The sequence below is a fragment of the Nocardioides sp. GCM10028917 genome (assembly GCF_042666175.1).
GTDB lineage: Bacteria > Actinomycetota > Actinomycetes > Propionibacteriales > Nocardioidaceae > Nocardioides.
Map to the genome: position 1 here is coordinate 1,002,021 of NZ_JBHTFL010000007.1, position 20,129 is coordinate 1,022,149.

A 20,129-nucleotide genomic window follows, 5' to 3' on the forward strand; every position below is an offset into this window, starting at 1 on the left:
ACTCTGGCGCGAGGGGAGTACCCCATCAACCTCCGTCGGTCACTACGGCGCCTCAGCAGGCGTCCCGGCGGGGACCGGCACCAGCACGCGGAGCCGGCGGGAGAGACCTCAGGAACTGACACCTGAGGAGCTCCATGTCGTCCATCGCGTCCCCGACCCTGTGGTTCATCACCATCGGAGTGGTGCTCGCCCTGCTGGTCGTCGATTTCATCGCCACCCGCCGTCCGCACGCGGTCTCCATGAAGGAGGCCATCGGCTGGTCGGCGTTCTACGTCGCGCTGCCACTGGCCTTCGGCCTCTACGTCTGGAACGTCCACGGCGGTGACCGTGGGCTGGAGTACTACACCGGCTACCTCGTCGAGAAGACGTTGAGCGTCGACAACCTGTTCGTCTTCATGCTGCTCCTCGCCGCCTTCGCGGTGCCCGAGGTGCTCAAGCAGCGGGTGCTGCTGTACGGCATCATCGGCGCGCTCGTGCTGCGCGGCATCTTCATCGCGCTCGGCGCCGCCGCCCTGTCCCGCTTCGACTGGGTCTTCCTGGTCTTCGGCGCGATCCTGCTGGTCACCGGCGCGAAGCTGCTGCGCGACGCCGTCCGCGGCCAGGAGCACGAGGTCGACGTCGCAGAGATGCGCGTGGTCAAGGTGATGCGCCGGTTCATGCCGGTCGCCGACGCCTACGAGGGCACCCGGTTCACCGTGGTGCAGAAGGGTGCGCGCGCCCTGACGCCGTTCGCCCTCGTCACCGTGGCGGTGCTGGCGACCGACATCGTCTTCGCGGTCGACTCGGTGCCGGCGGTCTACGGCATCACCGGCGACCCCTACCTGGTCTTCGTGACCAACGCCTTCGCCCTCCTGGGGCTGCGAGCCCTCTACTTCGTGCTCGAGGGTGCGCTCGGCGCGCTGCGCCACCTGAGCTACGGCCTCGCCGCGATCCTGGGCTTCATCGGCGCCAAGCTGGTGCTCCACTGGGCCCACCTGGTGTGGCCGTCGGTCCCCGACGTGCCGACGCTGACCTCGCTGTTCGTGATCATCGGCATCCTCGGCGTCACGATCGCCACGAGCCTGTGGGCCAACCGGCGCGACGCCGCGGCCGCCACGGACGACGCCCAGGAGGCCGTCGGCACCCGCTGACGGCAGCCGCAGCCGACGGGTCAGTCGACCGTCAGCATCGTCGCCCCGAGGCCGATCATCATCGTGCCGCCGGCGGCGCTGAGGGTGTCGAGCCGGGTGGGACGGCGCGCGAACCACGTGCGCGCCGTCCCCGCGGCGATCGCCCACGTGCTGTCGGACACGGCGGCCAGGACGCCGAAGACGAGGCCGAGCAGCATCGTCTGCAGCGCCACCGGGCCGCTCGGGTCGGTGAACTGCGGGAGGAAGGCCACGAAGAACACGATGGTCTTCGGGTTGGTCGCACCGACGGTGAAGCCGATCCGCACGGGGTGCCCCCGCCGGGCCGGCGCCTGGGCGGCCATCGCGAGCCGCGCGTCGCTGCGGTGCCGGATCGCCTGCACGCCGAGCCACACGACGTACGCCGCGCCGAGGACCTTCACCGCGGTGTACGCCGTCGCGCTCGCGGCCACGACCGCGCCGAGCCCGACCGCGACGAGGACGACCTGGGCCACCAGCCCGAGCGCGTTGCCGACGACCGAGAGCAGTGCCTCGCGCCGGCCGACCGTCAGCGCGCGGCCGATGGTGAAGAGCAGGCTCGGTCCCGGGACCTGGATGAACAGGATCGAGGCGACGAGGAAGGCGGCCCACTGGCTCGACGACGGCATGGCCACAGTGTGGGGCCGCGCCGGTGCACGGGGAAAGCGCTTTGCCGTGGCCGCTGAGTCTCTGGGAGACTCACGGTGCAGGGCGCCGTCCGCCGCCCAGCCCGACGCGTCGGCCCCAGTCCGCGCACACGGCGAAGGGGAGCAGATCCTCGGGCATCCATGAGTCAGGTTCGTCGACGCCCGCTGCAGCGGCGTACTGGGGGCGCAGCGCAGTCGAAGGTGATCGACCATGACCAGGAACAGCGACTTCAAGCAGGTCGTCCGCGCCCGCATGGCCGCGACCGGCGAGGGGTACACGGCCGCCCGGGCGGCGCTCGAGCAGGAGGCGTACGACGCCGCGCGCGCCGAGCAGGAGCGTCTCGTCGGGCGGCTCTTCACCGACGGGCGCATCGAGCGGGTGCCGGCGAAGCGCAAGGTGCGCGCTGCCGTGCTGCTCGAGGTGCTCAGCCGCTTCGAGCCCGGCCGCGACTACTCCGAGCCCGAGGTCAACGAGGTGCTGCTCGGGGTGCACGCGGACTTCGCCTACCTGCGCCGCGAGCTGGTGAACTACCGCTACCTCGAGCGGGAGCACGGCCGCTACCGGACCGTCGCGCAGGCACCGGCGCGCTCGGCGATCGAGCGGCAGGAGATCCCGGCGTGGGAGGCGCACTGGCTCCCCGGCTTCCTCGCGGGGGACTACCGCCGGGAGCGCTGACGCGGCAGGCTGGGCCCATGACGGCAGGCATCGATCCCGAGGCAGCCCCGTCGGGCACCGGGTGCAAGGAGTGCGACACCGCGGGAGGCTGGTGGGTCCACCTGCGCCGGTGTGCCCAGTGCGGGCACGTCGGGTGCTGTGACTCGAGCCCCTCCCAGCACGCGACCGCGCACTACGAGGCGACCGGTCACCCGGTGATCCAGAGCTTCGAGCCGGGCGAGGACTGGTTCTGGGACTTCAGCCGCTCCGTGGGTGTGTCCGGCCCCCGGCTGGCCGACCCGCAGAGCCGGCCCGACGACCAGACCGTGCCCGGACCGGTCGACCGGCTGCCGGACGACTGGCGCGACCACGTCCACTGACCCTCCATCGGGGTGCCGTGTCGCACGCCCCGTGCGTGCCATGCTCGGCCCATGCGACGTACGCCGCGCACCCGCCGTGACCGGCCGGCCGTCGAGCGACCGCAGGTCGTGGCCCACCGCGGCAGCAGCCACGAGAAGGCGGAGCACACGCTGGCCGCCTACGTGAAGGCGCTCGACGAGGGCGCCGAGGCTCTCGAGTGCGACGTCCGGCTGACGGCCGACGGACACCTCGTGTGCGTGCACGACCGCAACCTGCGGCGTACGGCGGCCACGCCCGGGATCGTGTCGACGATGAACCTCGCCGAGCTCGACGAGCTCGACTTCGCCTCGTGGAAGAACCCCTGGGGCGACCTCGACGAGGATGCCCCCGACCAGGACCCTGACGCCGGCAAGGTGCTCACGCTGCGCAAGCTGCTCGAGACGGTGGCCGACTACGACCGCCACGTCGAGCTCGCCGTGGAGACCAAGCACCCGACCCGCTACGGCGGACTGGTCGAGCGGCGCCTCGTCGAGGTGCTCGGCGACTTCGGGTGGGACCGGGCCGGATCGCCGGCACGGGTGATGAGCTTCTCCCGCACCGCCGTCACGAGGGCGCGCCGGCTCGCGCCGGAGCTCGACGTGGTGATGCTGGTCGACAAGGCGCACCACTGGCCCGTGCTGCGCCCGGTCGTCGGCGACGACTGGATCATCGGCCCCGGGGTCAAGGAGCTGCGCGACCACCCCGGGCTGGGGCGGCACCTGGTCAAGGAGGGGCGCGAGATCCACGTGTGGACGGTCAACACCGCCGACGACCTCGACCTCTGCCTGGACCTCGGGGTCACCGCGGTCATCAGCGACCGGCCGGCGTACATGCTGGAGCTGCTGGGGAGCTGAGCCGCCGCTGGCCGCCGTCGGCGACCCGAGGGCCGGACAACTAGGGTGCGGCCATGGCCAAGAAGTCCCGCAACCGCACCCCGTCCGCACCCGCCGCCGGCGAGGTCGGCCCCCGCCAGCCCTGTCCGTGCGGCTCGGGCAAGCGCTACAAGGCCTGCCACGGTGCTGCCGGCGGCGCAGCACCCACCTTCGTCGCGCGTCCCTTCGAGGGCATGCCGAGCGAGTGCGACGTCATCGCGCTGCGCGAGCTGGTCCCGGCCGCCACGGCCCCGCTCACGCTGAAGGAGGGCGACCGCACCGTCCGCCTCACAACCCTGCTTCCCGGCGCCGCACCGGCGATGGTGCGCGAGTCGGGCGACATCTGGCTCGGCCTGCAGGTGCAGCACTCGTACGGCAACCCGGCCCGCGACCTCGGCGCCGTCCTGGAGGCCGCGCTCGCCACCGAGGAGCCTGGCATCGTCGGCCTGATGACCGCGCCCGGCGACGGACCCCGCATCCAGGACCTGATCAGCGACTCCAGCCTGGACATCACCGTGCACGACGGCTTCGAGTACTGGATCGACGACATCCCCGAGCGTGACGCGGCCATGGAGGCGGCGCTCGAGCAGGCGAACGGGGGCGTGATGCCCACCAGCCGGCTGACCTCGGTCGAGGCGGCGTACTGGACCAACGTCGGCACCAAGGAGCACCTCCGCTGGGTCATGCCGCACCCCGAGGACGAGCTGCTCGACGCGCTCGCCCGCCTGCACGCCGCCGGTCAGGATTCCGTGGCCGAGGACTCCCGGTTCGTCGGCATGTTCCGCGCCCACGGCCTGCTCGCGCCCGTCTGGGACCTCCCTGTCGGCACCGGCGCCGAGGTGCTGGAGGAGCCGGCCGCGACGTTCGCCGCGGCCCTGGACGACGCCCTGAAGGGTGGGGAGCTCAGCGCCGCCGAGCGGTCCGCGAGAGCAGGACTCGCCAACCGTCAGGTGACGATCCGGTAAGTCCCGGTCCACCATCCGACCACGGCTCGAACACAACGGATTCAACGGTTGTGCCCGCCCTTCCGGGCGGAGTAGATTCGTCTCTGCCCGGTCGTTGTTGTTTCCCCCGTCAACAACGACCGGGCTTTCACGTGTCCACCTTCTGAGCGGCCGTCACCGGGGCCTCACCCGCCAGGCCTCGAGGTGGGTGAACCCCTTGGCCGAGATCCGGCGGGCGCGGCGGAAGCGCCACGGTGCCTCGCCGCCGTCCTCCCCGTCGTCCTTGCCGGCGAGCGCCTCCTGGACGCCCGCATCGACCAGCACGCTCCCGGGTCGGGCGGCCGAGGTCAGGCGGGAGGCGGCGTTGACCGTCGAGCCGAACACGTCGCCGAGGCGTCGTACGACGGACCCGTGGGCGACACCGGCCCGCACCGCCGGGAAGGGGTCCTCCGCGTCGGCTCCTCGGGCAGCCAGCTCCAGCGCGACCGTCACGGCGGCGGCCGGATCGGCCACGGTGAACAGCACCTCGTCGCCGATCGTCTTGATGACCTGCCCGCCGTGGTCGACGACGAGCGCGGTGGTCCCCTGCTCGAAGCCGTCGACCCACTGCACGAGCGCGGCGCCGTCGAGGCTGCGGCTCTGGGTGGTGTAGCCGACGATGTCGACGAAGCACACCGCCAGCTGCGACTCGGTGACGGTCAGGGTGCTCGTGTCGTCGAGCAGGTGCTCCGCCGCGCTGGCGAGGTGTCGGCGCCAGACGTAGCTCTGCAGCGCCTCGACACGGGGGAGCACGTCGCCGGCGAGACCGGTGAGGTCGGCCAACCCGGCGGACGGGTCACCGCCGTCGGCGGCCAGCCCGGCGAGCAGGCCGGTCTGCCACTCCGCGAGCCGGGCGTAGCTGCGACCCCACGTGCGGACGAGCGCGGCCTGCGACTCCGGCGACAGGATCCCGATGCGGACGAGCTCGGCCGACAGGCGCAGCGCCTCCACGTCCCCCTCGACGAACGCGACGTCGTCGTCGGCGCGGTGCGGGAAGCCGAGCTGGTGCCAGAGCGTCACCGCCAGGTCGAGCGGCACGCCGGCGCGCTCGGCGACCTCGACGCGGGTCAGGCTCGGCTCCTCGCCGAGCAGGAACGCGCCCAGCGCCCGTACGGCGTCCGGCCCGCCGTCGCCCACCCCGGTCAGCCTCCCTCGAGGCGCCCCGCCGCGGCGGCGCGGAGCGCGGCGCCGAAGGCAGGGACCTCCTCGACGAGGTCCTCGATCGTGTCGCGGGTGAAGTGGACGACCTTGAGCGGCGTCAGTGCCACGACGGTGGCCGACCGGAGCGTGCGGTTGACGATCGCGCCCTCGCCCACGACGGACCCGGGGCCGAGGGTGGCGATCTCGACGCCGCGCTTGCGGACCGACACCTGGCCCTCGGTGATGAGGTACGCCTTGTCGGCGGGGGTGCTCTCGGCGATGGGCGACCAGCCCTGCGGGAGCGTCAGCGCGCGACCCGCTGCGAGCACCCGTCGGGCGTCGGCGGGGTCGAGGGCGTCCAGGATCGATGCGGTCATGCCCCCTCAACGACCCGGGGTCGCGAACGTGATGCTCGCGAGGAGGATCCGGTCAACGGGTGGGCACCGATCGGTGCCCACCCGCCCGGGTCAGTCCTCGTGCAGCGGCTCGCGCGAGATCGGGCAGCTCATGCAGCGAGGTCCACCGCGACCCGACCCCAGCTCCGAGCCGGCGATCCGGACGACCTCGATGCCGGCGTCCTCGAGCCGGTCGTTGGTCTCGTCGTTGCGCTCGTAGGCGACCGCGACCCGCGGCGCGAGGGCCAGGGTGTTGTTGCCGTCGTCCCACTGCTCGCGCTCGGCCGTGACCGGGTCGAGGCCGGTGTCGATCTGGTGGAGCGTGTCGATCTGCATCGCCTTGGCGGCGGCGACGAGGAAGGGCTCGGAGCCGCTGACGCTCAGGGTGAGGTCGGACTCGCCCGACCCGGGGTCGTCGAGCGTCACGGTCACCGCGCGCAGGTTGTCGGCGACGTTGGGATACATCACGACCTTGTCGACGTCGACCATCGTGCAGACGGTGTCGAGGTGCATCGTCGCCCGCTCCTGGGCGATCGGCACCGCGAGCACCGTGTGGGCGAGGTCGGCGTGGAACACCTGGCGGGCGAGCCGCTCGACGCCGGCGGGCGTCGTACGCTCCCCGACGCCGACGGCGATCACGCCGGGCGCGAGGAGCAGGACGTCGCCGCCCTCCACGTGCTCGTTGTGCCAGCCGTGGATCTTGCGGGTGCCGGCGAAGCGCGGGTGCTCGGTGTAGATCAGCTCCGTCAGCTGCGTCTCGCGCTTGCGCGCCGGCATCGCGAGGCTGGTGACGGCCACGCGATCGCGCACCCACACGCTCGAGTCGCGGGTGAAGAGCAGGTTGGGCAGCGGGTCGATGAGGAAGTCGTGGGGGTCCAGCAGGCTGGTGACCAGGCCGTGCCCGCCCTTGACCTCGTCGTTGCGGATGCCCGCGGTCAGCACGTCGGTCAGCTCGGCCGGCGACAGGTCGCGCAGCGCCTGTGCGAGGTAGCGCCGCATGGTGTCACCGAGGTGCAGCCCCGACAGTGCGCTCGTGATCGCGTGGTTGCGGGCCATCTCGCTGTCGAGCGTCTCGGTGAGCAGCTCGGTCAGGTACAGGACCTCCACGCCACGGTTGCGCAGCGTCTCCGCGAACGCGTCGTGCTCCTCCTGCGCCCGGCTCACCCAGGGGATGCCGTCGAAGAGCAGGCGGTCGTTGTTGCGGGGCGTGAGCCGCTTCAGCTCGTTTCCGGGGCGGTGGAGCATGACGGTGGCCAGGCGGCCGACCTCGCTGTCCGCTCCGTGCGGGGTGGTGACCATAGGCGGGACTCTAGCGCTCGCCCCGACCCGAGACGTACGCGGAACCGGCGGCCACAGGCCGCGCATGTGCGGCGGTTCTGGCCCTCCCATCGGGGAGCCGAGGGCCGCATCCGCCGCACGTGCTCACGCGGCGTCGGCGTGACCCGGGAAGTGGGCGCGCCACTCGTCGCCCAGGTGGAGAGGTACGCCCGGCAGGCCGCGGGCGAGCAGGACACGGTGGACGCGGATGAGGGTCTGCTCGGGCGTGCCATGGATGCCGGAGCTGATGACGGGCAGTAGGCGCCACCCCGAGCCGTCGATCGCGTCACGCCGCTCGAGGTCCTTCTCCCACGCCCCGGGGACAAGGACGTGGACCCTGCCGTTGAACTCGACCGCCACCTTCACCTCCGGGTAGCTCAGGTCGTACTTGCGGACCACCTCGCCGCGCTCGTCCCGGACGGTGAGGTTGACCTGCGGCTCCGGCAGGCCGGCCAGCACGATCAGCATCCGGAGTCGGGTCTCCATGGGCGAGTCGACGTCGCGTCTGACGTAGGCGGCGCCCCTGCGCGCCGCGGAGACGGCCTTGTGATCGATCCGCGCGCAGAACGTGACCAGCTCCTGCGGGCTGAAGAGCCGGCGGCGGACCATGGCGTCGCCGAGGACCACCAGGTCTACCAACGTGAGCATCCCGGCCATCTCGACGAACAGCATCAGGGGCTCGGTCACCCGTACTCCCTTCACCCACCTCGTGGCCGCGTGCCGACCGACGTGCGCTCTGACGCCTCGGTGTCGGCGACGAAGGCCGGCTCGGGGCACGCTCACGTGCTCGTCGGCGATCGTTGGGATCGGGAGGTCGTAGACCCGTGCGGCCGAGGCATGACTCACCCACGCCACGCCGTCGTACGGCAGCAGGGCGGCGCGTGCTCGAACGAGCGGCGTGAGGATCGTCGTCGCTGCGACGTACGTGCCTGGCAGGACCAGCCTGAAGCGTGGACCGCGCAGGGCCTTGGCGCTCACCCCGGCGTCGATCGCCGTACGGCGCTGGAAGGGCGTCCTCGGATCGAATGCCATCCCAGGATGGTGCCGGGATCTCGAGGAGCTCGTCCGCGCCCTCCACAGCCCGCGGCGCACGTGCGGCGGATGTAGCCCCTGCATCGCCGATTCGAGGGCAACAAACGCCGCACGTGCGGCCGGTCAGGCCTGTTGCGCCTGCCACTCCTCGCGGAGGAGGGCGTACTCGTAGGAGTCCGTCCACCGGCCCTTGGACCAGAAGTCGCCCATCCGGTGCACCTCGCGGCGCATCCCGAGGCGCTCGCAGAGGGCGGCGGACCGGTCGTTGCGGGCGTCGAGGTTGGCCACGATGCGACGCAGGCCGTAGTGCTCGAAGCCGAGGCGGAGCACGGCCCGGGCCGCCTCGGTGGCGTAGCCGCGGCCGGCGTGCCGGGGCATCACGGTCCAGCCGATCTCGCCCTCGCTGAGCCCGGTGCCCTGGAGGACGAGGATGGAGTCGGCGACCACCTCGCCCTCGCGTTCGGCGACCAGGCCGATGAACGTCCCGTCGCCCGGCTCGGTGCGGCGGCGCACCATCTCGCGCACCTCCGACGCGTTCATCGTGCGGGTGAGCAGGAGGCTCGCGTAGGTCTCGTCGGCCCACGCGTCGATGAAGGCGTCTCTGTCGCGCTGCTCGAAGGGGCGCAGCAGCAGCCGCTCGGTGCGCAGCGGCCAGACGGGCGGCGTCGGGGTGAGGAACTCCGCGCGCGGGGCGTCGACCCACCGCTCGCGCGACGTCGGGCCACCGAACCGGAGCCGGTCGTACGCCGTCATCGGCAGCAGGATGGAGTCGAGGCCCGGCACGGCCAGCACGCCGTCGACCGCCTGTCCGAGCAGGCCGCGCCCGACCGGGTCGTGGGGGTCGTGGCGCAGCAGCGCGATCGCGGCCTCGGCCTCGGCGATGCGCTCGGTCTTCTGCCGGATCCGGACCGGGGAGACGTCGCGCAGGCACACGTACTGCCCCGACAGGTAGGCCTGCCACTCCTGCTCGCCGACGTCGGGCCGGTCCGGCCAGAAGGCGACGAACCAGTCGCGCAGCCGGTCGACCCCTCCGGCGACCTCGGCCAGCTCTCCGTGCGCGGCGGGCACCATCGGCGTGCCGTCGGAGAGGACGTACGACGGCAGCGGGAGGCGGCCGTCCAGCATCTGCTCCATCGCCGCGGGCGTGGCCTCGACGAAGTGCTTGCGGACGTAGGCGTCGTCCTCGTCGGTCATCGGGTGGTCGCCGTTGACGGCGACGAAGCGGTCCCGGACAGCCGCGACCAGTGCGCCGCTCAGCGCGTCATCTCCCACACCGTCAAGGCTGCCATGAGGAGGCACACCGTCGCACCCACGTAGTGCAGGACCGAGAGCCTGACCCGCTGGAGCAGCAGCCGGCCGACGATGACGGCCAGGCCGGACACGGCCAGCAGGGCGCCCCAGGCGCCGAGGAAGACCGACGCCGGGTCGTCGTACTTGGCGACGAGGGAGATGGTGAGCAGCTGGGACAGGTCGCCCCACTCGGCGGCGAACAGCACCAGGAACGAGGTCACCACGACCTTGAACCCGTGGGCGCCGGAGTCGGCCTTCGCGGCGTACTCGTCCTCCTGCCCGGGCTCGTCCTCGTCGGCGGAGCGCGCCTCGCGGAAGAGGATGATCGCCCCGACCACGAACATCAGCGCGGCGACGGTGTGGATCAGCTGCTCGGGCAGGAACGAGACCACCTTGCCGACGCCCACCGCGACGCCGGTCTGGACGAGGAAGGCGAGCGCGACGCCGATCCAGACGAAGAGCGGTCGCATCTTCGTGGACATCACCAAGGTGGCGATGAACGTCTTGTCGGGGAGCTCGACGACGAAGATGGCGCCGAAGGCCAGCGCCACCACGAGGGGATCGATCACGGGCTGAGTGTCGCAGTCACTCCGCGCGGAACGCGTCGGCGGGGTAGACGCCGAGGACCTTGACCTCCGTGGTGAAGAACGCCAGCTCCTCCAGTGCGTTGCGCACGGCGGGGTCGTCGGGGTGGCCGTCGACCTCGGCGAGGAACTGGGTGGCGGTGAAGTGCCCGCCGACCATGTAGCTCTCCAGCTTGGTCATGTTGACGCCGTTGGTCGCGAAGCCGCCGAGCGCCTTGTAGAGCGCGGCCGGGAGGTTGCGCACGTTGAAGATGAACGTCGTCACGACCGGGCCGTTGCCGGACGGGGCCTGCTCGAAGTCGCGGGACAGCACCACGAACCGGGTGGTGTTGTGGTCCTCGTCCTCGATCTCCTCGCGCAGCACCTGCAGGCCGTAGATCTCGGCGGCCAGCGGTGGGGCGATCGCGGCCTGCGTCGGGTCGCCCGACTCCGCGACCTCGCGGGCGGCTCCCGCGGTGTCGCCCGCCACGACGGGCGTCAGGCCGAGCTCGCGGATCACGCCGCGGCACTGGCCGAGGGCGTGGACGTGGCTGTGCACGGTGCGCAGCGACCCGATGCTCGCCTCCGGGAGCGCCATGAGCGAGAACTGGATGCGCAGGAACCGCTCGCCCACGATGTGCAGGTCGGAGGTCGGCAGGAAGTGGTGGATGTCGGCCACCCGGCCGGCGATCGAGTTGTCGATCGGGATCATCGCGAGATCGGCCGCGCCGCTCTCGACGGCCGCGAAGGCGTCCTCGAACGACGCGCACGGCAGCGGCTCCCAGTCGGGGTAGGCCTGCTGGCACACCAGGTGGGAGTTGGCTCCGGGCTCTCCCTGGTAGGCGATGCGTCGCGTCACGTCGGCGAGTGTGTCACCTCCGGCCGTGTCCGACCGGCCGTGACCAGTCGCCGAACACAGCCCGAAGCGGGCTTAGGGTCGCCCCATGCTCGATGTGGTCGCCGTCGTCCTCGCTGCCGTCGCCTGCGCGCTCGCCGCGCTCGCCCTCCGTCGTACGACGACACGCACCGGCGGCGAGGGGGTCGATGCGCTGCCGGAGGACGTGCACGGCCTGCGGCAGGAGGTCGCGGCCCTCAAGGCGGAGGGCGTCGACGCGCTGCGGCACCTCTCGGTGGTGCGCTACGACGCGTTCGGCGACGTCGGCGGGCACCTGAGCTGGAGCCTGGCCGTGCTCGACGACTCCGGCCACGGGGTCGTCCTGACGTCCATCCACGGCCGGAGCGAGGCCCGCACCTACGCCAAGTCCATCTCCTCCTGGTCGTGCGAGCAGCAGCTCTCGCCCGAGGAGGAGGAGGCGATCGAGCACGCCCGCCCCTGACCCGACGCGTGACAGCGGCGGCCCCGTCCCGTCGCTCGATCGCCTGACGGCTTCCGTTGGACGTGAGACGCTGGCGCCCGTCGAGAACACCCGGGGGAGGGGTCGTGCGGTCATCGCGGTTCGCGCTCACCGTCGCCTGCACGGTGCTGCTCGCGGGGTGCGCGGGGTGCGCGGGGCCAGGGACGGACGCCCCGAAGGACGCCTCGATCGAGGACTTCTGTCTGGCCAAGTCGTGGATGGTCGTGGAGGGCTCGGACCGCTTCCTCGCCGACGGGCTCCCCTCCGACGACGAGCTCGTCGGACTGGTCCACGACTGGGCAGGCGAGCTGGCACGCGTGGGAACGCCGGACAACATGTCCGCGGACGCGCGAGCGGGGTTCGACAAGCTCGTCGCCCGTCTCGAGGACATGGAGGCGGGCGACGTCGAGGACAGGAGCTTCAACTGGCAGGACGGGGACTGGGAGAACGATGCGGAGACCTCGTTCGCCCGGTACGTCGCCAACACCTGCCCCTGACGCCGCGCACGGCCGGCTGCGGCCGGTCGAACGCCGTCAGCGCGGCACGCGCACCAGCAGCCGCCCGTGGATGCACTCCATCCACAGCTCTCGGCCCACGCCGATGGAGTCGCCGTCGAGCTGGCGGGGAGTGTCGGTGGCGGCCTTGATCCGGACCCGCGACCCCGTGCGTCGGTCGATGAGCTCGTCGACGGTCTGGCTCTTCGCCAGCACGCGCACGGCCAGCGGGATCCACGACAGGAACTTGCGGGGGTGCAGGATCACCACGTCGAGGACGCCGTCGTCGATGGTCGCGTCGGGCAACAGCGGCATGCCGGCCTGGAGAAAGCCGACGTTGCCGACGAGGACCGTGCGGGCCCGGTGGACGGTGGGCTCGTCGTCGTCGATCTGGATCTCGACCCGGACGGCGGGGAACATCAGCGACTTGAGCCCGGAGATGACGTAGGCGACCCAGCCGATCTTCTTCTTGATGTCCTCGTTGACGCCCTCCATGATCGCGGCGTCGAAGCCCATGCCGGCCATCACCATGAAGTGCGTGTCCTCGATGGCGTCGCCGCCGACCTCGACCATGTCGATGGCCCGGTCCTGGCCGTTGAGGGCGGTGTCGATCGCCGAGCGGATGTAGAGCGGGATGCCGAGGTTGCGGGCGAGGAGGTTGCCCGTGCCTGCCGGGATGATGCCCACCGGGATGCCGGTGCCGGCGAGCTCGGCGCACACCTCGCGCACGGTGCCGTCACCGCCGCAGACCATGACCAGGTCGGCTCCCGAGACCGCGGCACGCTCGGCCATGCCGGTGCCGGGATCCTCCACGGTCGTGTACTGCCACGTGGGCTCCGACCAGCCCGACTCCGCGGCCATCGCCGCGACGAGCGAGCGGAACTGACCGACGTCCTCGACCTTGATCGGGTTGAGGATGACGGCGAGCCGCTTCTGCGAGGCGTACACCTCCGGGAGCGGCTCCGCCCTGGCCGCGATCGAGCGCGGCCGGGGATCGATGAACGCCAGCGCGAGCAGGAAGATCGCGAGGGCCAGCAGCAGGCCGCCGACCACGTCGCTGGGGAAGTGCCGACCCAGGAGCACCCGGTCCAGGCCCACGATGAGCCACCACGCCACGACGACCGCGATGCCGAGGCGGCGCAGGCTCGTACGACGCACGAACAGGACGAGCAGCATGACCAGGAGTGCGGCGAAGGCGCCCGTCGAGGACGCGTGGCCGGACGGGAAGCTGAAGTTGACGTGCGAGCCGAAGGCGTCCTGCCAGTCCGGCCGGTCACGCCCGAGGAAGCGCTTGAGTCCCGTGGTCGCGAGGGAGGTCACGGCCATCACCACGACGACCAGCAACGCCGCCCACCGGTGCCGCCGCAGGAGGAGGACCCCGGCCAGGACGACGGTGAGCACGGTCATGCCGATCGTGCCGAACGCGACCTCGACGAACCGCAGCGCGTCGACGAGCAGCGCCTGGTCGTCGGCCCAGTCCTCCAGCCGCCGCCCCTCGGTGTCGAAGCCGTCGAGCGGGGACCGGTCACGGGTCACGAAGAACCCGAGGACCACGAACAGGGCGGCCGCGAGGGCTGCCCCGCCGAGGGCGCGGTTGCGTGAGGCGGGAGTCACCCGGGAAGTATGCCCACACCGGAACCCGCCCCCCACGCCCGGACGGATAGCCTTGCGCTTGTGATCGATCCGCGCCTCCTCCGTGACGACCCCGACCGCGTCCGCGCCGCCCAGGCGAAGCGCGGCCTGTCCGACGACGTGGTGGACCGGGCGCTGGCGGCGGACTCCGCCCGCCGGCAGGCGATCGCCGACTTCGAGGCCAAGCGGTCCGAGCAGAAGGCCAGCGGAGCGCTCGTCGCCAAGGCGCAGGGCGAGGAGAAGCAGGCCCTGCTCGCGCAGGTGAAGGAGCTGGCCGCGCGCGTGAAGGAGGCCGAGACCGCCCGCAACGCCGCCGAGGCCGAGTGGGACGAGGCGATCAAGGCCATCCCCAACATCGCCGCCGACGAGGCGCCCGCGGGGGGCGAGGACGACTTCGTCACCCTCGAGCACGTCGGCACCCCGCGAGAGTTCGACTTCGAGCCCCGCGACCACATCGAGCTCGGCAGGATGCTCGGGGCCATCGACCTCGAGCGCGGCGCCAAGGTCAGCGGCTCACGGTTCTACTTCCTCACCGGCGTCGGCGCGCAGCTCGAGTTCGCGCTGGTCAACCTGGCGATGGACCAGGCCCGCGACGCAGGCTTCACCCAGGTGATCGCCCCGTCGCTGGTGAAGCCGCGCGCGATGGAGGGCACCGGGTTCCTCGGTCAGGCCGCGGACGACGTCTACCGGATCGAGGGCGAGGACCTCTACCTCGTCGGCACGAGCGAGGTCGCGATGGCGGCCTACCACTCCGACGAGATCCTCGACGCCGGCACGCTGCCGCGCCGCTACGCCGCCTTCAGCCCGTGCTTCCGCAAGGAGGCCGGCAGCCACGGCAAGGACACCAAGGGCATCATCCGGGTGCACTGGTTCGACAAGGTCGAGATGTTCGTCCACACGACCGTCGAGGAGTCGTACGCCGAGCACGAGCGGTTGTTGGCGTGGGAGAAGGAGTTCCTCGACAAGCTCGAGCTCGCCTACCGCGTGATCGACACCGCCGCGGGCGACCTCGGCCTCAGCGCCCAGCGCAAGTTCGACTGCGAGGCGTGGATCCCGACGCAGGGCAAGTACCGCGAGCTCACCTCGACCTCCAACTGCACCGACTTCCAGGCCCGCCGCCTCGACATCCGCACGCGCGACGGGAAGGGCCAGACCGTGCCGGTCGCGACCCTCAACGGCACGCTCACGGCGATCCCGAGGGCCATCGTGGCCATCCTCGAGACCCACCAGAACGAGGACGGCTCGGTCACCGTGCCGCAGGCGCTCCGCCCCTACATGGGCGGACTGGAAGTGCTGAAGCCCGTTGGCTGAGCCGATGGTCGAGGCGGGCGCCGGGCACCCGTCACGAGACCCCTCCACAGACTGGCGTCCCCAGGTCGTCGCGCTGGACATCGACGGCACCCTGCTCAAGTGGGTCGACGGGCAGACCGAGCACTACGAGACCATCACCGAGCCGGTGCACGACGCCGTGCACCGTGCGCTCGACGCCGGTGCCCACGTCGTGCTGGCGAGCGGTCGCTCGCCGCACGGGATGACGACCATCGCCGACCTCCTCCACATCCCGCGCAAGGACGCCGACCGGCTGTGGGTGGTCGCGTCCAACGGGGCCGTGGTCTTCCGCTACCCGCCGATGGAGGTCGTCCACGAGGAGACCTTCGACGCCGCCCCGGCGGTCGCCGCGGTGCTGGAGCACCACCCGCGCGCACTCGTCGCGGTCGAGGAGCGCGAGGTGGGCGGCTACCGCGTCAACCGCGTCTTCCCCGAGGGCGAGCTCTCCGGCGAGCAGCTGATCACCCACGTCGACGACATCGTCGGCGAGCCGGTGAGCCGCGTCATCGTCCGCGACCCCGAGGCCACCGCCGACGACTTCATCGAGCTCGCGGCAAGGCTCGGCCTGCACGGCACGGACTACGTCGTCGGCTGGACCGCGTGGCTCGACCTCTCCCCGGTGGGCGTCTCGAAGGCGTCGGGCCTGCAGCACGTCTGCGACGAGATCGGGCTCACCGCTGCCGACGTGCTCGCGATCGGCGACGGGCGCAACGACATCGAGATGCTCCGCTGGGCCGGTCGCGGCGTGGCGATGGGGCAGGCCGTCGAGGAGGTCATCGCCGCCGCCGACGACGTGACCGCCACCGTCCACGACGAGGGCGCCGCCGTCGAGATCTCCCGCTGGTTCCCGCAGGACTCCTGACGTGGACAAGGGCGTCACCTTCACCGCGGAGCTGTGGCGCTGGACGGCTCGCAAGGAGTCGGCCGACTCCGGGGCGTGGTGCTTCGTGACCCTGCCGGTCGACCTCGCCGACGAGCTGCGCGAGCGGGCGGGGGAGCCCCGGGGCTTCGGCTCGGTGCGCGTACGTGCCCGCGTCGGCGCGACCACCTGGGACACCAGCGTCTTCCCGGACGCCGCCTCCGGGAGCTTCGCCCTGCCGGTCAAGAAGTCGGTCCGCACGGCCGCGGGCGTGGCCGAAGGGGACATGCTGACGGTCACCCTGTCCGTCCGGGACGGAGCGTGAGCAGTCCCCGCCTCGTGGCGACCGACCTCGACGGCACCCTCCTCGACTCGGAGGGACGGGTCTCGGTGCGGACCCGCGCGGTGCTCGACGAGCTCGACGCCGCCGGCGTACCCGTCGTCTTCACCACCGGTCGCCCCATCCGCTGGATGGAGGAGCTGTGGGAGGCCGTCGGCGGGCACGGTCTCGCCATCTGCAGCAACGGGGGGATCGTGTACGACGTCGCGCGCCGCGAGGTGCGCACCGCCCGGACCATCCCGACCGACGTGCTCCTCGCGGTCGCGGCGCGGCTGCGTGCGGACCTGCCCGGCACCGTCTTCGCGCTGGAGAAGACCACGGGCTTCGCCAAGGAGCCCGACTTCATGCCCCGCCTGGCGGTCAACCTCGCCCCCGACGTGCCGACGGGCCCCCTCGAGGAGATCGTCGACGAGGACGTGGTGAAGCTGCTCGCCCGCCACGAGGGCCACGAGCCCGAGCCCTACTGGGAGCTCGTGGCCGGACTCCTCGGCGAGCAGGTCGTCACCACGTGGTCGTCGGTCGGCACGCTCGTGGAGATCAGCGCGGCAGGCGTCACGAAGGCGTCGACGCTGGCCGCCGTGGCGGCTGGGATGGGCCTCGGCCCCGACGACGTCGTGGCCTTCGGCGACATGCCCAACGACCTGCCGATGCTCGAGTGGGCCGGCACCTCCTACGCCATGGCCAACGCCCACCCGACGGTGCGCGAGCTCGCCGACCACCTCGCGCCCCACCACGACGAGGACGGAGTGGCCGCGGTGCTCACCGACCTCTTCGGTCTCTCCTCCGGTCTCTCTCGCTAGGCTTCCCGCCATGATTCGCGCCGTCCAGCTCGCTGCCGCACTGCTCCTCGCGTGCCTCGGCCTCGTGGTGACGGTCCAGGCCCCGGTCGTCGCTGCCGACTGCACCTGCAAGCGGAGCAGCCAGCTCGAGCAGCAGGTGCAGCGCGCCGACGCCGTCTTCATCGGCACGGTCGACAACGTGGAGGTCGCCGGCAACGACCACACCTACGACGTGACCGCCTCCCGGGCCTACCAAGGCTCGCCCGAGCGCTCCACGCAGGTCTTCTCGGCCGGGGGCAAGAACGCCTGCGGCCTCGGCGAGCTCGCCGTCGGCACCTCTTACCTCTTCCTCGCCACCGGCACCGAGGCGCCCTTCGAGGCCGACAGCTGCGGCGGCAGCGACGTGGCCAACCCGAGCAAGGTCGCCAAGGTCGAGGGCCTCCTCGGCGAGGGCACCTCCGTCGAGCCGCCCCCGCCGCCGACGGCGCAGCGCACGCTGGTCGAGGAGTCGCCGCCCGCCGGCTTCGCCCGCACGGCGGCCCCCGGCGCGGCCGTCGCGATCATCAGCCTCCTCGGCCTCGTCGTCGTACGACGCCTCGCGCGCTGACGTCGTGGGCGCTCGTCCGCTCGCCGTCCCGGCGGTGCTGGCGGTGCTGGCTGGGGGCCTGGTGCTCGGCCCGGTGGGCCCCGCCGCCGCGTGCAGCTGCGTGAGCAACGACCCTGTCGAGCTGGCCGACCACGCCGACGTCGCCTTCGTGGGCGTGCTGACCAGCCAGCGGTCGGACGACGACGTCGTCGCCCACCTGTTCACGGTCGAGGACGTGCTCGCCGGCGACGTACGCCGCAGCCAGGACGTCGTCACTCCCAACGCCGGCGAGGCGGCCTGCGGCGTCGAGTGGGCGAGCGGGGCGACGATGGTGGTGCTGGGTCGCGTCGACGAGCACGGCCGGGTCGCCTCCGACCTGTGCAGCGGCTCGGTGCCGGCCGGCGCTGCGGCGTACGACGCCACGGTGCGGGCGCTGGGCGAGCCTCGGGACCCGCTGCCCGGGCGGTCGATGGTCGCCCTCGACCCGGCGGACGCTCAGGAGCTGCTGTGGGCTGCCGCAGTGGTCGGGGTGGTCGGCGCGCTGGGGATGGTCGTCGTACGACGCCTCACGCGCCGGGACGGCTGAGGCCTCAGAGGTACATGCCGCCGCGGCTGCCGGCCGGGTCCTCGTCGCCACCCGCGGTCGGCATGTTGGGCATGCCGGTCGGCGGCTGCGCGGCGGGGCCGCCGCCGTGGCCAACCGGGAGCGCCCGCCGCATCTGCTCGAGCTGGGCGCGCGAGGCCATCTGCTGGGCGTAGATCGCGGTCTGGATGCCGTGGAAGAGACCCTCGAGCCAGCCCACGAGCTGGGCCTGGGCGATGCGCAGCTCGCCCTCGGACGGCGTGCCGTCCTCGGTGAACGGCAGCGACAGTCGCTCGAGCTCCTCGACCAGCTCGGGCGCGAGACCGGTCTCGAGCTCCTTGATCGAGGCGGCGTGGATGTCCTTGAGGCGGTTGCGGCTGGCCTCGTCGAGCGGCGCGGCCTTCACCTCCTCGAGGAGCTGGCGGATCATGCTGCCGATCCGCATCACCTTGGCCGGCTGCTCGACCAGCTCGGTGATGTGGCGCTCGCCGTCGCCGTCCTCGTCGTCACCGTCCTCCCCGGTCTGCGTCATCGCCGGCAGCGCGCTCGCCGGGATCGTGCCGATGGGCTGGCCGTCGGGGCCGACGACCACGACCTGGTCCTCGACCTCCCCCTGGCCGCTGGGGCCGCCGGTGGGCTCGGGCTGCTGCTGGTCGGTCATGGCCCCAACCCTATGACGCGTCCGGTGGTCGCCTCCTGGCGAGCGGTGCGTGACGCAGGTTCCGGCCGTCGAGAAGATGTCTCACTCACCGCTCGACGAAAGATCAGAGGGTGAGGACGATCTTCCCCGCGCGCCCGCCGTCGTCCATCAGCTGGTGGGCGCGGGCGACGTCCTCGAGCGGGAGGGTGGTCTCGACGATCGGGCGGACCTCCCCGGAGGCGACGAGGGGCCAGACGTTCTCCACGACCCCGCAGCAGATCTGCGCCTTCTCGGCGAGGGGCCGCGCCCGGAGCGAGGTCGCCGTCACGGACGACCGCTTCCGCAGGAGCGCGTTGATGTCGAGCTCGCCCTTGGCGCCGCCCTGCATCCCGATGATGACGAGGCGCCCGGCGGTGGCCAGGGCGGAGACGTTGCGGCCGAGGTAGGCCGCGCCCATGTTGTCGAGGATGACGTCGGCGCCGCCCGCCTCCCTGAGGACCTCGACGAAGTCCTCGTCGCGATAGCTGATCGCCCGGTCGGCGCCCAGCGAGCGGCACAGCTCGAGGGTCTCCGGGGAGCCGGCCGTCGTGTAGACCTCGGCGCCGCGAGCCGCGGCGAGCTGGATCGCCATCGTGCCGATGCCGCCACCTCCGCCGTGGACGAGGAACCGCTCGCCCTTGTCGAGGTGGGCGGTCATGAAGACGTTGGACCAGACCGTCGCCGCGACCTCGGGCAGGCAGGCCGCCTCGACGAGGGAGACGCCGGTCGGGACCGGCATGACCTGCCCGACCGGCACGGCCACGCGGGCGGCGTACCCGCCACCGGCCAGCAGGGCGCACACCTCGTCGCCGACCTTCCAGCCCTCGACGCCCTCACCGAGCTCGGCGATCCGGCCGCTGCACTCGAGCCCCAGGATCTCGGAGGCGCCGGGCGGGGGCGGGTAGAAGCCCTGCCGCTGCAGGGTGTCGGCGCGGTTGACGGCCGTGGCGACGACGTCGAGCAGCACCTCCCCGGTGGCCGGGCGCGGGTCGTCGACCTCGCCGACGGACAGGACGTCGGGTCCACCGGACCCGGTGGTGACGGCAGCACGCACG

General features: G+C 72.2%; 24 protein-coding genes. 13 read left to right on the top strand and 11 right to left on the bottom strand.

The window, feature by feature from the left end; translation table 11 throughout:
- Window positions 1-134 precede the first annotated feature (134 nt).
- The gene (locus tag ACFQW6_RS14165) at window positions 135-1,130 is read left to right on the top strand and encodes a TerC family protein (RefSeq protein ID WP_378546304.1); all 996 of its coding nucleotides are present in this window, start codon (window positions 135-137) and stop codon (window positions 1,128-1,130) included.
- Window positions 1,131-1,150: 20 nt separating this feature from the next.
- Here ACFQW6_RS14165 and ACFQW6_RS14170 read toward each other — a convergent pair whose 3' ends face one another.
- The gene (locus ACFQW6_RS14170) at window positions 1,151-1,774 is read right to left on the bottom strand and encodes a LysE family translocator (RefSeq protein WP_378546307.1); all 624 of its coding nucleotides are present in this window, start codon (window positions 1,772-1,774) and stop codon (window positions 1,151-1,153) included.
- 229 nt (window positions 1,775-2,003) lie between these two features.
- Between ACFQW6_RS14170 and ACFQW6_RS14175 the strand changes: the two genes are divergently transcribed.
- The 4 genes from ACFQW6_RS14175 to ACFQW6_RS14190 are packed head-to-tail and all read left to right on the top strand — an operon-like array spanning window position 2,004 to window position 4,683.
- Window positions 2,004-2,468, top strand: a complete 465-nt coding sequence (locus tag ACFQW6_RS14175) for a DUF2087 domain-containing protein (protein ID WP_378546310.1) — start codon at window positions 2,004-2,006, stop codon at window positions 2,466-2,468.
- 17 nt (window positions 2,469-2,485) lie between these two features.
- The gene (locus ACFQW6_RS14180; protein ID WP_378546313.1) at window positions 2,486-2,827 is read left to right on the top strand and encodes a UBP-type zinc finger domain-containing protein; all 342 of its coding nucleotides are present in this window, start codon (window positions 2,486-2,488) and stop codon (window positions 2,825-2,827) included.
- A gap of 51 nt (window positions 2,828-2,878) precedes the next feature.
- Window positions 2,879-3,700, top strand: a complete 822-nt coding sequence (locus ACFQW6_RS14185; RefSeq protein WP_378546316.1) for a glycerophosphodiester phosphodiesterase family protein — start codon at window positions 2,879-2,881, stop codon at window positions 3,698-3,700.
- 53 nt (window positions 3,701-3,753) lie between these two features.
- Entirely contained in the window at window positions 3,754-4,683 is a 930-nt protein-coding gene (locus ACFQW6_RS14190; protein ID WP_378546319.1) for a DUF5926 family protein, read from the top strand.
- Between the two features lie 153 nt (window positions 4,684-4,836).
- Here ACFQW6_RS14190 and ACFQW6_RS14195 read toward each other — a convergent pair whose 3' ends face one another.
- The 7 genes from ACFQW6_RS14195 to ACFQW6_RS14225 all read right to left on the bottom strand — a co-directional run bounded on the left by ACFQW6_RS14195 (window position 4,837) and on the right by ACFQW6_RS14225 (window position 11,297).
- Window positions 4,837-5,838 (bottom strand): adenylate/guanylate cyclase domain-containing protein, encoded by a 1,002-nt coding sequence (locus ACFQW6_RS14195; protein WP_378546322.1) that lies wholly within the window; start codon window positions 5,836-5,838, stop codon window positions 4,837-4,839.
- Window positions 5,839-5,843: 5 nt separating this feature from the next.
- On the bottom strand, window positions 5,844-6,218 hold the full coding sequence (locus tag ACFQW6_RS14200; protein WP_378546325.1) for a cyclic nucleotide-binding domain-containing protein: 375 nt from the start codon (window positions 6,216-6,218) through the stop codon (window positions 5,844-5,846).
- 90 nt (window positions 6,219-6,308) lie between these two features.
- Complete coding sequence (locus ACFQW6_RS14205) at window positions 6,309-7,535, bottom strand: arginine deiminase (protein WP_378546327.1); 1,227 nt, start codon at window positions 7,533-7,535, stop codon at window positions 6,309-6,311.
- Between the two features lie 123 nt (window positions 7,536-7,658).
- Window positions 7,659-8,585 (bottom strand): hypothetical protein, encoded by a 927-nt coding sequence (locus ACFQW6_RS14210; RefSeq protein WP_378546330.1) that lies wholly within the window; start codon window positions 8,583-8,585, stop codon window positions 7,659-7,661.
- 123 nt (window positions 8,586-8,708) lie between these two features.
- Window positions 8,709-9,857, bottom strand: a complete 1,149-nt coding sequence (locus tag ACFQW6_RS14215; protein WP_378546333.1) for a GNAT family N-acetyltransferase — start codon at window positions 9,855-9,857, stop codon at window positions 8,709-8,711.
- Window positions 9,839-10,444: a TMEM165/GDT1 family protein gene (locus ACFQW6_RS14220; RefSeq protein WP_378546336.1), complete on the bottom strand. Its 606-nt coding sequence runs from the start codon at window positions 10,442-10,444 to the stop codon at window positions 9,839-9,841. The genes ACFQW6_RS14215 and ACFQW6_RS14220 overlap by 19 nt, the downstream gene beginning before the upstream one ends.
- A gap of 16 nt (window positions 10,445-10,460) precedes the next feature.
- Window positions 10,461-11,297 (bottom strand): prephenate dehydratase, encoded by an 837-nt coding sequence (locus tag ACFQW6_RS14225; protein WP_378546339.1) that lies wholly within the window; start codon window positions 11,295-11,297, stop codon window positions 10,461-10,463.
- 85 nt (window positions 11,298-11,382) lie between these two features.
- On the opposite strand from ACFQW6_RS14225, the gene ACFQW6_RS14230 reads away from it, so the two are divergent.
- Both ACFQW6_RS14230 and ACFQW6_RS14235 read left to right on the top strand, forming a co-directional pair.
- Window positions 11,383-11,775: a DUF4446 family protein gene (locus ACFQW6_RS14230; RefSeq protein ID WP_378546342.1), complete on the top strand. Its 393-nt coding sequence runs from the start codon at window positions 11,383-11,385 to the stop codon at window positions 11,773-11,775.
- Between the two features lie 104 nt (window positions 11,776-11,879).
- Window positions 11,880-12,290, top strand: a complete 411-nt coding sequence (locus tag ACFQW6_RS14235) for a hypothetical protein (protein ID WP_378546345.1) — start codon at window positions 11,880-11,882, stop codon at window positions 12,288-12,290.
- A gap of 36 nt (window positions 12,291-12,326) precedes the next feature.
- Here the strand turns inward: ACFQW6_RS14235 and ACFQW6_RS14240 are convergent, their stop codons facing one another.
- A complete protein-coding gene (locus ACFQW6_RS14240) occupies window positions 12,327-13,901 on the bottom strand; it encodes a YegS/Rv2252/BmrU family lipid kinase (protein WP_378546348.1) in 1,575 nt (524 codons plus the stop codon).
- Window positions 13,902-13,961: 60 nt separating this feature from the next.
- Here ACFQW6_RS14240 and serS point away from each other — a divergent pair, with 60 nt between their 5' ends.
- From serS to ACFQW6_RS14270, 6 genes are read left to right on the top strand one after another with little or no spacing between them, the layout of a single operon-like run.
- Complete coding sequence (gene serS / locus ACFQW6_RS14245) at window positions 13,962-15,230, top strand: serine--tRNA ligase (RefSeq protein WP_378546351.1); 1,269 nt, start codon at window positions 13,962-13,964, stop codon at window positions 15,228-15,230.
- A 4-nt stretch (window positions 15,231-15,234) separates the two neighbouring features.
- Window positions 15,235-16,110, top strand: a complete 876-nt coding sequence (locus ACFQW6_RS14250; protein WP_378546354.1) for an HAD family hydrolase — start codon at window positions 15,235-15,237, stop codon at window positions 16,108-16,110.
- A gap of 1 nt (window position 16,111) precedes the next feature.
- Entirely contained in the window at window positions 16,112-16,432 is a 321-nt protein-coding gene (locus ACFQW6_RS14255) for a DUF1905 domain-containing protein (protein ID WP_378546357.1), read from the top strand.
- Entirely contained in the window at window positions 16,429-17,247 is an 819-nt protein-coding gene (locus ACFQW6_RS14260; RefSeq protein WP_378546359.1) for an HAD family hydrolase, read from the top strand. The genes ACFQW6_RS14255 and ACFQW6_RS14260 overlap by 4 nt, the downstream gene beginning before the upstream one ends.
- 10 nt (window positions 17,248-17,257) lie before the next feature.
- Complete coding sequence (locus ACFQW6_RS14265; RefSeq protein WP_378546362.1) at window positions 17,258-17,833, top strand: hypothetical protein; 576 nt, start codon at window positions 17,258-17,260, stop codon at window positions 17,831-17,833.
- A gap of 4 nt (window positions 17,834-17,837) precedes the next feature.
- Entirely contained in the window at window positions 17,838-18,398 is a 561-nt protein-coding gene (locus ACFQW6_RS14270; RefSeq protein ID WP_378546365.1) for a hypothetical protein, read from the top strand.
- A gap of 4 nt (window positions 18,399-18,402) precedes the next feature.
- Here the strand turns inward: ACFQW6_RS14270 and ACFQW6_RS14275 are convergent, their stop codons facing one another.
- Window positions 18,403-19,056, bottom strand: coding sequence for a bacterial proteasome activator family protein (locus tag ACFQW6_RS14275; RefSeq protein ID WP_378546368.1), 654 nt, complete (start codon window positions 19,054-19,056; stop codon window positions 18,403-18,405).
- 103 nt (window positions 19,057-19,159) lie between these two features.
- Window positions 19,160-20,128 (bottom strand): NAD(P)H-quinone oxidoreductase, encoded by a 969-nt coding sequence (locus ACFQW6_RS14280; RefSeq protein ID WP_378546371.1) that lies wholly within the window; start codon window positions 20,126-20,128, stop codon window positions 19,160-19,162.
- Between the last annotated feature and the right edge of the window lies 1 nt (window position 20,129).

Bases quoted from the DNA above. Each gene is read 5' to 3' on its own strand.
- ACFQW6_RS14165 (WP_378546304.1), top strand. From the start codon at position 135: ATGTCGTCCATCGCGTCCCCGACCCTGTGGTTCATCACCATCGGAGTG.
- ACFQW6_RS14170 (WP_378546307.1), bottom strand. From the start codon at position 1,774: ATGCCGTCGTCGAGCCAGTGGGCCGCCTTCCTCGTCGCCTCGATCCTG.
- ACFQW6_RS14175 (WP_378546310.1), top strand. From the start codon at position 2,004: ATGACCAGGAACAGCGACTTCAAGCAGGTCGTCCGCGCCCGCATGGCC.
- ACFQW6_RS14180 (WP_378546313.1), top strand. From the start codon at position 2,486: ATGACGGCAGGCATCGATCCCGAGGCAGCCCCGTCGGGCACCGGGTGC.
- ACFQW6_RS14185 (WP_378546316.1), top strand. From the start codon at position 2,879: ATGCGACGTACGCCGCGCACCCGCCGTGACCGGCCGGCCGTCGAGCGA.
- ACFQW6_RS14190 (WP_378546319.1), top strand. From the start codon at position 3,754: ATGGCCAAGAAGTCCCGCAACCGCACCCCGTCCGCACCCGCCGCCGGC.
- ACFQW6_RS14200 (WP_378546325.1), bottom strand. From the start codon at position 6,218: ATGACCGCATCGATCCTGGACGCCCTCGACCCCGCCGACGCCCGACGG.
- ACFQW6_RS14205 (WP_378546327.1), bottom strand. From the start codon at position 7,535: ATGGTCACCACCCCGCACGGAGCGGACAGCGAGGTCGGCCGCCTGGCC.
- ACFQW6_RS14210 (WP_378546330.1), bottom strand. From the start codon at position 8,585: ATGGCATTCGATCCGAGGACGCCCTTCCAGCGCCGTACGGCGATCGAC.
- ACFQW6_RS14230 (WP_378546342.1), top strand. From the start codon at position 11,383: ATGCTCGATGTGGTCGCCGTCGTCCTCGCTGCCGTCGCCTGCGCGCTC.
- ACFQW6_RS14250 (WP_378546354.1), top strand. From the start codon at position 15,235: ATGGTCGAGGCGGGCGCCGGGCACCCGTCACGAGACCCCTCCACAGAC.
- ACFQW6_RS14265 (WP_378546362.1), top strand. From the start codon at position 17,258: ATGATTCGCGCCGTCCAGCTCGCTGCCGCACTGCTCCTCGCGTGCCTC.
- ACFQW6_RS14275 (WP_378546368.1), bottom strand. From the start codon at position 19,056: ATGACCGACCAGCAGCAGCCCGAGCCCACCGGCGGCCCCAGCGGCCAG.